This window comes from Nodosilinea sp. LEGE 07298 (assembly GCF_015207265.1).
Lineage (GTDB): Bacteria > Cyanobacteriota > Cyanobacteriia > Phormidesmidales > Phormidesmidaceae > Nodosilinea.
Map to the genome: position 1 here is coordinate 1 of NZ_JADEXE010000233.1, position 10,649 is coordinate 10,649.

A 10,649-nucleotide genomic window follows, 5' to 3' on the forward strand; every position below is an offset into this window, starting at 1 on the left:
GGCCTGCCCCATGGTAAACCTGCCCCCCGACCAGCCCAATCAGTCTGATCCGAACCGCCCCGCTGGTGGATCTTCGTCGGGGGGCAACCGCATCCTAGATTTTGACGAGATTCTGGCGGTGGTACTGGCCTTTGTCGGTATAGGCTCTATCCTCTGGTGGGGCCTTAGCCGCAGCCAAACCCCATGGGCAGGAGCCGATCTACTACAGCGGCGAGTCGGCGAACCAGCGGCGATCGGGCTACCTGAAGCCGAGGAAGAGATCGACGAGTTTGAACCACGGGTCTTTGAACCAGGCGATCGGCCTCGCCAAGACATCCCCAGCAGAGATAGAGAGAGTCTCTCGGATGCTGGCACCGAGAGACTACCCGCTAATCGAGCTATTCGCCCAGGAGCGGTCCTCGTTCCGGCGGCACCGGCGACAGTGCTTACAACTCCACCGGACGAAGCCGCAGAAACCACCCAGCCCCTTGATATTTCAGACGTACCCACCACCCACTGGGCCTATCCTTTCATCAAACCTATGTTTGACCAGGGGTACCTGCCCGACTTCCTCGAAAGCGGGTTTCGGCCAGATCAGCCCCTGACCCGGGCCGAAATGGCGGCGCTGATTACTCAGGCCTTTGGTGACACCTCTGCCAGCGCCGACTTGACCTTTAGCGATGTGTCCAGCGACTACTGGGCCGCCTCGGCGATCAATAATGCGGTGGCCCAGGGCTTCATGGTGGGCTACCCTGACGGCGAATTTCTCCCCCAGCGCACCATTCCCCGTTACGAGGTCATCGTTGCCTTAGCGTCAGGTCTAAACCTCACGCCACCGCCCGCTCCCGAACAAACGTTGCAGTCTTTTGTAGATTTCAGCGCTTTGCCCGACTGGGCCACAGCCAAAGTTGCCGCCGCCGCCGAAAACAATCTCATCGTCAATTACCCTGCCCGCGACCAGATTAAGCCTGCCCAGGCCGCCACTCGCGCCGAGATTGCAGCGATGCTTCACCAGGCCCTAGTGGCACGGGGCGAACTGCCAGCGGTGGAGTCAGAGTATACGGTGCCTTGATTCTCTATGCCTTGATCCCACCGTCTGATAGACTGAGAAGTCGAGGTGGGGAACGCTAAAACCCATTAAATATAGGCAGTTTGGAGGATTGATCCCGTGGAAAGTACCCTCGGTCTTGAGATTATTGAGGTTGTCGAACAGGCTGCGATCGCGTCATCCCGCTGGATGGGCAAGGGCGAGAAAAATATCGCTGACCAGGTCGCCGTAGAAGCCATGCGGGAGCGCATGAACAAAATTCACATGCGTGGCCGCATTGTGATTGGCGAGGGCGAACGGGATGATGCTCCGATGCTCTACATCGGTGAAGAAGTGGGGATTTGCACCCAGCCTAACGCTAAAGATTTTTGCAACCCCGACGAGCTATTAGAAATTGATATTGCCGTTGACCCCTGCGAAGGCACCAACCTGGTGGCCTATGGGCAGAATGGCTCGATGGCCGTGCTGGCAATCTCTGAGAAGGGTGGTTTATTCGCCGCTCCTGACTTCTACATGAAGAAGCTGGCAGCCCCCGCCGAGGCCAAGGGCAAGGTTGACATCGACAAGTCGGCTACCGAAAACCTCAAAATTTTGGCCGAGTGCCTCGATCGCAGCATTGAGGAACTGGTCGTCGTTGTCATGAAGCGCGATCGCCACAACGACCTGATCAAAGAAATTCGCGATGCCGGTGCCCGAGTGAAGCTGATCTCCGATGGGGACGTGTCTGCCGCCATCTCCTGTGCCTTTTCGGGTACCAATATCCATGCGCTGATGGGCATTGGTGCTGCTCCCGAAGGGGTGATCAGTGCCGCTGCCATGCGCTGCCTGGGGGGCCACTTCCAAGGCCAGCTCATCTATGATCCTGCCATCGTTAAAACCGGACTGATTGGCGAAAGCAAAGAGGCCAACATTGCCCGTCTCAACGAAATGGGCATCACCGACATTGACAAGGTCTACGATACCCACGAACTCGCCTCTGGTGAAACCGTGCTATTTGCCGCTACCGGCATCACCCCCGGAGTGCTGATGGAAGGCGTTCGCTTCTTCCATGGCGGCGCTCGCACCGAGTCCTTGATTATCTCCAGCCAGTCCAAGACGGCTCGCTTTGTAGATACCGTTCACATGTTCGACGAGCCCAAGCGCCTGCAGCTTCACTAGGCTGATTCCCTCAGCCTAGTGCGCCGTAGCTAAGCTTGAATGTCCCCAGGAGGCCTCATCGTAATGGACTGAGGCCTCCTGGGTTGTTTTGTCATTTTCTAGCTACTGCTGGGGGTTAAGTTGGCCGCAGGTCTAGGGGCTTGCCCCAGTTCAATCTGCCCAATTGGGTTTAGGTGGGTTTAAATTCGTTAGTTTAGAGATGCGGTACAGCCGCATTTTTTGTAACCAGTCACTGCTGGAACAGGGGAAATGGTTGCAGACAAACGGTCGCTGATGAACTGAGATAAAAGCCCAGCAACAATTTTTGATGGACTTTTGTTGAGTTTCCTTGAGTCGCGCCCTATTTATCTCTAAGTTCAAACATATTGGCAATTGTGTACGGTGTAACCCTTGACCCCAGCTCACCCTGGCAATCTTGTGGCCCTGGTAAGGGGGCTGCCGACACCACAAATTAGGTGACTTATTAAACGCGTGGAGGAAGAATGAATATCGCCGTAATTGGCCTGAGCCACAAAACCGCCCCGGTGCAAATTCGCGAAAAACTTAGCATTCCGACGGCTCAGACAGGCGATGCGATCGCCCATCTCACCCATTGCCCCCACATTGACGAAGTTTCTATTCTCAGCACCTGCAACCGGCTCGAAATCCATATTGTTACCGAAGCGACCGAGCAGGGCATTCGAGAAGTGATCCAGTTTTTGTCTGAGCACAGCGGCCTGCCCCTCCACGAGCTGCGCCAGCACCTGTTCATTCTGCTGCACCAGGATGCCGTCAACCACCTCATGCGCGTCGCGGCGGGCCTCGACAGCCTGGTGCTGGGGGAGGGCCAAATTCTGGCTCAGGTGAAGCACGCCCACCAGCTGGCCCAGCAGCACAAGAGCATTGGTCGGGTGCTCGATCGCCTGCTCAAGCAGTCGCTCACCGCCGGTAAGCGGGTGCGCAGCGAAACCAGCATTGGCACCGGGGCGGTTTCGATTAGCTCCGCCGCAGTGGAGCTGGCCCGCATGAAGGTACCCCACCTGAATAGCTGCCATGTGAGCATTTTGGGGGCGGGCAAGATGGCCCGCCTGCTGGTTCAGCACCTGGTGTCTAAAGACTCCTGCACCATCACCATTCTGAACCGCACCATCAATCGGGCTAACGAACTGGCTAAGCAGTTTCCCGATGCCAACATTCGCACGGGCACCCTCGATACGATGCTGGAGACGGTGGAGGCCTGCGACGTGGTATTTACCTGTACCTCCGCTACGGAGCCAATTTTGCACCGCGACAATCTGGCCCCGCTGGTCACCAGCCGCACCCTGATGGTGTTCGATATCTCGGTGCCCCTCAACGTTCACACCAATGCCAACGAGTTGGACAACGTCCACGCTTTTAACGTTGACGACCTGAAGGCCGTGGTGGCCCAAAACCAGGCCAGCCGTCGCCGGATGGCGATGGAAGCCCAGGTGCTGCTAGATCAGGAGGTGGAAAGCTTTATGGATTGGTGGCGATCGCTCGATACCGTCAGCACGATCAGCAGCCTGCGCAGCAAGGTCGAAACCATTCGCGAGCAGGAGCTAGAGAAGGCTCTATCGCGCCTGGGCAGCGAATTTGCTGAGAAGCACCAGGAGGTGATCGAAGCCCTCACCCGTGGCATCGTCAACAAAATTCTCCACGACCCCATGGTGCAGCTGCGCGCCCAGCGGGACATCGAAGCCCGCAAGCGGGCGATGCAAACCCTCCAGGTGCTGTTTGACCTGGAGACTGCCTCTAACGAAAAGTACAGTTAGCTACCAGAGAAAGCGGTTTTCAGCCTAAGGCGGCTTAGACCCCAGGGTTTTTCAAAAACCCTGGGGTCTTTTGCTTGGGTGTAAGATACCAGCATCTTTAGCTTTGATTGAGCGATCACCCATGACAACTCCCTTTCGTGTTGGGGTGGCTGGCCCGGTAGGGTCGGGCAAGACAGCCCTGGTAGATAGCCTGTGCAAGGCGCTGCGCAATCGCTACTCGATCGCGGTCGTTACCAACGACATCTATACCCAGGAAGACGCCCAGTTTTTAGTGCGCAGCCAGGCGCTGAGCCCTGATCGCATTGTGGGGGTCGAAACCGGCGGCTGCCCCCACACCGCTATCCGCGAAGATGCGTCTATGAACCTGGTGGCCATCGAAGACCTAGAAGCACGGTTTCACCCGCTGGATCTGGTGTTTGTGGAGAGCGGCGGCGACAACCTGGCCTCTACCTTTAGCCCCGAACTAGTGGACCTGACCCTCTATGTCATTGACGTGGCGGCGGGCGACAAGATCCCCCGCAAGGGCGGACCGGGGATCACCAAGTCTGACTTTTTGGTGATCAACAAAATCGATCTGGCCCCAATGGTGGGGGCGAGCCTGGCGGTAATGGAACGGGATGCTCGCCAAATGCGGGGCGATCGCCCCTTTGGGTTTACCAACCTCAAAACCCAGGAAGGCCTGGCTGCCATCATCGACTTCATTGGCTACCATGCGGCAGCAGAGCCGTCAGCGCCGCTGACAGGCACTCGAAACTAATTGACGCGATCGCGTGGTGGGTTAGGTTTGCCGCTAGCGATCGATCACCGGGCTGAGAAATCATCTGATCTGCAAGCAACCATCTGACTAGCTAGATCAATGGCTCAAAGCTTTAGTTTTAGGTTGATCCCAGTGTTTAAAGCAGCGCTGGATCAATCTCTTCTTACCTGGTTTAGACAGCTAAATACGTCTTAAGGATGTTGTCAATGTTGCCGAGACGCTAGAAACGTTACAAAAAAGTTGGGCTTTTTGGTATTGTTCGCTACATTTACTGTCAATCACTACCCCTAATATCCACTCTGACGGTCTACGTGATTTTTCGGCTAAACACTCTTTTTATTAAATGAGTCAGGAGCGAGGTTGAATGGTAACTCGATTTAATCGGCGTAAGTTTTTGGTGTACGGGTCGGCGACCCTGGGAACCTCTATGCTGCTAAAGGCTTGCGGCAGCGGCACCACCACCGATACTGGGGCTGCTGACGGCGGTACCGAAGTAGCCGCTGGCGACGGAGAGACCGTCAAGGTCGGCATTCTGCACTCCCTTAGCGGCACCATGGCCATCAGTGAGACCACTGTAGTGGATGCTGAGCAGCTAGCGATCAAAGAAATTAACGCCGCTGGTGGGGTATTAGGCAGGCAAATCGAGGCTGTGGTAGAAGATGGGGCCTCTGACTGGCCCACCTTCGCAGAGAAGGCCGAAAAGCTGATTGACCAAGACCAGGTATCGGTAGTGTTTGGCTGCTGGACTTCGGCCAGCCGTAAAGCTGTACTGCCAGTGTTCGAATCGAAAGACCACATGCTGTGGTACCCCGTGCAGTACGAAGGCCAGGAGTGCTCCAAAAATATCTTTTACACCGGAGCTGCCCCCAACCAGCAAATTGAGCCTGCTGTGGACTGGCTGATTGAGAACAAGAGCCCCGACTTCTTCCTGGTAGGCTCTGACTACGTGTTCCCCCGCACGGCTAACACCATTATCAAAGAGCAGCTAGCTGCCAAGGGTGGCAACACCGTGGGTGAAGACTACCTGCCCCTGGGCAACACCGAAGTTACCCCGATCATTACCAAAATTAGGGCGGCTCTGCCCGATGGCGGCGTCATCTTCAACAGCCTCAATGGTGATAGCAACGTCGCCTTCTTCAAGCAGCTCCAGGGTGCTGGCATGGGGCCTGATCAATACCCCGTCATGTCGGTGAGTGTGGCTGAAGAAGAAGTGCGCCAGATCGGTCCCGAGTTTCTGACCGGCCACTTGGCCTCCTGGAACTACTTCCAAACCGTAGAAACTCCCGAGAACGAAAAGTGGGTCGCCGACTTCAAAGCCGAGTTTGGTGAAGACCGGGTTACCAACGACCCCATGGAAGCGGCCTACATCATGGTTTACCTGTGGAAGCAGGCCGTAGAAGCGGCGGGAACCTTTGATATTCCTGAGGTACGGGCAGCGGCCTACGGTCAGAGCATGGCGGCCCCTGAAGGCCCCGTAACCATGAACGCCAACCACCACCTGTCTAAGACAGTGCGACTCGGGGAAATCATGGATGACGGCATGTTCAACATCGTTTGGGAAACCGATGGCCCCATCGATCCTCAGCCCTGGAACCAGTTTGTGCCCGACACCATTGGCTTTGCCTGTGACTGGTCTGACCCCGCTAAGGGCGGCAAGTTTGAAGTCTAGGTTGAGGCTGTAGCCGCGATCGCGGCGCTGTCGAACGATCGTTTGGCGGGGATGCAGCAGGCTGTATCCCCGCTTTCTATATAGACAGCCCTAAAGTTTGGGCAAACATTCTTTTTTGGCTTGCCTTTGCGTTGATAGTCCGCTGGGAAACTTGAGCGCTGTAACTTAGCTCTTTTAAGCTTGAGCTTTTGGCGCTTCTCCAAGTATTTAGTTCCCTTATCTTAAGTTTGGTTATCCCTTAGCAGGGCCTAAATTAAATTAGGGCCACTACGGTTTCAGTAGAACCTCTAAACAAGGGAAAACTGTCAAAAATGGACATTTCTTACCGTGAGGCTGCGTTTAGTATCTCTATTAAGTTTGTGTCTGGCATCCGTTAGGATCGATTAAATTTTTGATTGATCTTTTAGTGCGTTCTGTGTTGTTCTTAAATCGGTAAACGCTGTGTTGGAAGGCTTAATTGGCGGCCTTTTTAATGGCATTAGCATTGGTGCAGTGCTGTTGATTGTGGCCCTGGGCTTAGCCATCGTGTTTGGCTTAATGGGAGTCATTAACTTGGCCCACGGTGAACTAATGATGTTTGGGGCCTACACTACCTTCGTAGTGCAAAACGTGGCTAAAAGCATGGGCGGTATAGCACCCGATCTCTATATTTTTGCCGCCCTACCCATGGCATTTCTAGTGGCGGCGCTGCTGGGGCTATTGCTAGAGCGCACCGTCATTCGCTACCTGTACGGGCGACCCCTAGAAACGCTGCTGGCCACCTGGGGGGTCAGTTTAATTTTGATTCAGTTCATCCGCAGTGTGAGCTTGCCCATGGTGATTGGCCTGGTCATTTTTGCGGTGCTGTTTTTGGTCGGTCGCTGGGTACTGACTCGTTACACCGATTGGGAACGCATTCAGTCGTGGGCTAACCCGGTATTTTTAGGGCTGTCGGCTGCCATTTCGGTATTGGCCTGGGTACTGATTAGCAGCGGCACTAGCGCGGCGTTTAGCCGGGCCTGGTTCAGCACCCGCAACGTGGATGTCACCCCACCGAGCTGGCTGCGGGGTGGTATTTCGGTAGGCGACACGCTGCAATTTCCCTCAGCCCGATTGTTCATCATTGTGCTGACGGCGCTTTGCCTGGTGGCAGTGTACTGGTTTCTTAACGGTACAGCCTGGGGTCTGCGCATTCGTTCGGTCACCCAAAACCGGGGCATGAGCGCCTGTTTGGGTATTCCTACCGGGCAGGTCGATGCTATTACCTTTGCCCTGGGCTCTGGTCTGGCCGGCATAGCCGGGTGTGCTGTGACGCTGCTGGGCTCGGTTGGCCCTAACCTAGGGTCAAACTACATCGTAGATGCCTTCATGGTGGTGGTTGTCGGCGGGGTCGGTAAGCTGGTGGGCAGCATTGTGGCGGCGCTAATTATTGGTGTTACCAGCTATCTGATTGGTTCTGGCACGATGGCGCTGCTGTTTCCGCCCACGGCGTTCTTTCAGCCGATCATTGACTTCTTTACATTCTTTGCCACTACAAGCATGGCTAAGGTCATGGTGTTTGCGCTAATTATTGCCTTCTTGCAGGTGCGGCCCGCCGGGCTGTTTCCGCCGAAGGGTCGTTCGGTGGAGCTATAGGGCTATGACTGCACAAGTAACCACGCAACCGCGCCGCGCTGCTCAGGCCAGCCAAAAACGCAAGTTTATGATTGAGGCGATCGCGGTAATTGCGATCGCGCTGATCCTGATATTGATCATGCCGATGTTCCTGACCGGGTTTCGGCTCAACCTGCTGGGGCGCTTTTTGGCCCTAGCTATTGTTGCCCTGGGTATCGATTTAATCTGGGGCTTTACGGGGTTGCTTAGCCTGGGGCACGGCATCTTTTTTGCCTTAGGCGGCTACGCCTTTGCCATGTACCTAGAGCTAAATACTCTGGGTGAGGGACAGCTACCAGAGTTCTTTGGTCTCTACGGCGTTACCGAACTTCCCTGGTTTTGGCAACCCTTCAATTCGTTCCCGTTTACACTGCTGGCGATTTTCACCATTCCGGCGATCGTGGCGGGGCTGCTGGGCTACCTGGTTTTCCGCAACCGCATTCGCGGCGTATACTTCTCAATTTTGACCCAGGCTGCCCTGGTAGTGTTCTTTAACTTATTTAATGGTCAGCAAAAGCTGATCAATGGCACCAACGGCCTCAAAACCTCGACCTCGGTGTTTATGGGCCAGGCGGTGGGCAGCGACGGCATGCGGATGTTTTTCTACATCAGCACTGTCATTGCCCTGGTAGCGATGTACGCTCTCTGCCGCTGGCTGACTAGCGGTCGCTTTGGCCGCATGCTGGTCGCCATTCGCGACGACGAAAACCGGGTGCGCTTTTCGGGCTATGACCCCACAGCCTTTAAAGTGCTGGTGTTTGCGGTCTCTGGAGCGATCGCGGGCATTGCCGGTGCCCTCTACACAGTGCAGTCGGGTATTATCTCGCCCCAGTTCATGGATATCGCCTTCTCGATTGAGATGGTGATCTGGGTGGCCGTAGGCGGACGCGCCACGCTGGTCGGTGCTGTTTTGGGCGCAGTGCTGGTCAATATGGCCCGTAGCTTACTCAGCGAACGCTTTCCTGATGTGTGGCTGTTTTTCCAGGGAGCGCTGTTCTTGATTGTGGTGACGACTCTACCCGATGGCATCATTGGCTGGGGTCGCCGCCAGTTTGGTTCTATGGTCAGCTCGGCTCTAGGGCTCGGCCCTACCGACCTGCCCTACCTTGATGACACTGACACCACAGTCGTTGAAACCGTAGCTGAAACCCCCGAGTTTGCCGAAAAGTAGGGTAGGCATTGCCCACCAACTACTCCAGCCCAACAACAGGCTATTCCAAAAGGCATTGCCCGGCATTCTCTGCCTCAAGTGGCCAGCATACCTGCGGCAGCACAATCTGTTACCAAACCTCAAATCAAATGGTGGGCACTGCCCACCCTACCTGGCCAATTTCTCCCGTGGTGGGCGGTGCCCACCTTACCCGAAACCAGAAGGAGACCTGATCCCTGTGAGCAGCAGAGTTCTCGATATTCAAGACGTCACCGTTAGCTTTGATGGCTTCAAGGCAATCAACAATCTCAACTTCAGTATGGATGAAGGTGAGCTGCGGGTGATTATTGGCCCCAACGGCGCGGGCAAAACTACCTTTTTGGATGTAATTACCGGTAAAACCAAGCCTACCGAGGGAGCTGCATACTTCAAGGGGCAAGACCTGCGCAAGTATAAAGAGCATGATATCGCCCGACTCGGCATTGGCCGTAAGTTTCAGACTCCGAGGGTTTACCTCAACCTCACCCCTCGCGAAAACCTGGAACTTTCCTGCAACCGGGAAAAGAACGTCTTCGCCACCCTATTCAAAAAGACCCCAACCGCCGAGAAACGAACCGTCGGCGGGCTACTCGAAACCATTGGCCTCGACTACAAGGCCGATGTACCTGCGGCCCTGCTCTCCCACGGCGAAAAACAGTGGCTTGAGATCGGTATGCTGGTGGCCCAGTCGCCCGATCTGCTGCTGGTGGATGAGCCCGTAGCAGGCCTCACCGACGAGGAAACCGAGCAAACGGGCAAGTTACTGATGTCGCTGGCCGAGAGCCATTCCATCGTGGTGATTGAGCACGATATGGAATTTGTGCGACAGATTGCCCGCCAGGTCACTGTTCTGCACCAGGGCAGCGTGCTTTTTGAAGGCACCATGGATGAGGTCCAGAACGATTCCAAGGTAATTGAGGTTTACCTGGGCAAAGAAACCACCCTCACCCCCGAGCAAATGCTGCTGCTGCGCATTGCCGCCACTATGGCCTGGGCCGACGATAACTTTGCTGATGTGCAGCAGGAAGTGATTCTCGATCGCCTCAGCCGCAAGTTTGCCCATAGCCCCGAAGAGCAGGCCAGCCTGCGCGACGACCTCAGGAATCTTTTAGCTAAAGAAATTCCGCTAGAAGACCTAGTGCCCCAGCTTGTTAGCCAGGCCCAGCGCGAAGAAGCACTCATGCTTAGCTACGAGGTGATCAGCTCTAACCAGATCAACCAGACTGAGGCAGTGATCTACCAAAAGCTGCTCAACATGCTGGGCCTACCGCCTGAAACCGTCAGCCGCCTCGAAGCCGCCGCGCTGGAAGAACTGGCTGCTAGAGGGTAGATGGATGGATGAGTCGATGGGTGGATGAGTCGATGGGTCAACTTACTAGTCACCTCATTATCCGCGCATTCACTCACCCTATTACCCCCACCCATCCACCCTGTCACCCATCCAC

The 10,649-nt window shown here is 55.5% G+C and carries 8 protein-coding genes; all 8 read left to right on the top strand.

All coding sequences use genetic code 11. From position 1 onward, the window contains the following. Positions 1 to 1,051 (top strand): S-layer homology domain-containing protein (locus tag IQ273_RS24375; RefSeq protein ID WP_194025743.1); only part of this gene is annotated, 1,051 nt, incomplete at its 5' end. A 96-nt stretch (positions 1,052 to 1,147) separates the two neighbouring features. Next, complete coding sequence (gene glpX, locus IQ273_RS24380; protein ID WP_194025744.1) at positions 1,148 to 2,185, top strand: class II fructose-bisphosphatase; 1,038 nt, start codon at positions 1,148 to 1,150, stop codon at positions 2,183 to 2,185. A gap of 482 nt (positions 2,186 to 2,667) precedes the next feature. Further along, positions 2,668 to 3,957, top strand: coding sequence for a glutamyl-tRNA reductase (locus IQ273_RS24385; RefSeq protein ID WP_194025745.1), 1,290 nt, complete (start codon positions 2,668 to 2,670; stop codon positions 3,955 to 3,957). A 121-nt stretch (positions 3,958 to 4,078) separates the two neighbouring features. Further along, positions 4,079 to 4,714 (top strand): urease accessory protein UreG, encoded by a 636-nt coding sequence (gene ureG, locus IQ273_RS24390; protein WP_194025746.1) that lies wholly within the window; start codon positions 4,079 to 4,081, stop codon positions 4,712 to 4,714. Positions 4,715 to 5,078: 364 nt separating this feature from the next. After that, positions 5,079 to 6,383: an urea ABC transporter substrate-binding protein gene (gene urtA, locus IQ273_RS24395; RefSeq protein ID WP_194025747.1), complete on the top strand. Its 1,305-nt coding sequence runs from the start codon at positions 5,079 to 5,081 to the stop codon at positions 6,381 to 6,383. A gap of 444 nt (positions 6,384 to 6,827) precedes the next feature. Next, positions 6,828 to 7,997, top strand: a complete 1,170-nt coding sequence (locus tag IQ273_RS24400; protein WP_194025750.1) for an ABC transporter permease subunit — start codon at positions 6,828 to 6,830, stop codon at positions 7,995 to 7,997. 4 nt (positions 7,998 to 8,001) lie between these two features. Next, positions 8,002 to 9,186 (top strand): urea ABC transporter permease subunit UrtC, encoded by a 1,185-nt coding sequence (urtC, locus tag IQ273_RS24405; protein ID WP_194025748.1) that lies wholly within the window; start codon positions 8,002 to 8,004, stop codon positions 9,184 to 9,186. 217 nt (positions 9,187 to 9,403) lie between these two features. Further along, positions 9,404 to 10,534, top strand: a complete 1,131-nt coding sequence (gene urtD, locus IQ273_RS24410) for an urea ABC transporter ATP-binding protein UrtD (protein ID WP_194025749.1) — start codon at positions 9,404 to 9,406, stop codon at positions 10,532 to 10,534. Positions 10,535 to 10,649 lie beyond the last annotated feature (115 nt).

Excerpts from the sequence above, each read along its gene's own strand:
- IQ273_RS24385 (WP_194025745.1), top strand. The coding sequence starts at position 2,668 with ATGAATATCGCCGTAATTGGCCTGAGCCACAAAACCGCCCCGGTGCAA.
- ureG (WP_194025746.1), top strand. The coding sequence starts at position 4,079 with ATGACAACTCCCTTTCGTGTTGGGGTGGCTGGCCCGGTAGGGTCGGGC.
- urtA (WP_194025747.1), top strand. The coding sequence starts at position 5,079 with ATGGTAACTCGATTTAATCGGCGTAAGTTTTTGGTGTACGGGTCGGCG.
- urtC (WP_194025748.1), top strand. The coding sequence starts at position 8,002 with ATGACTGCACAAGTAACCACGCAACCGCGCCGCGCTGCTCAGGCCAGC.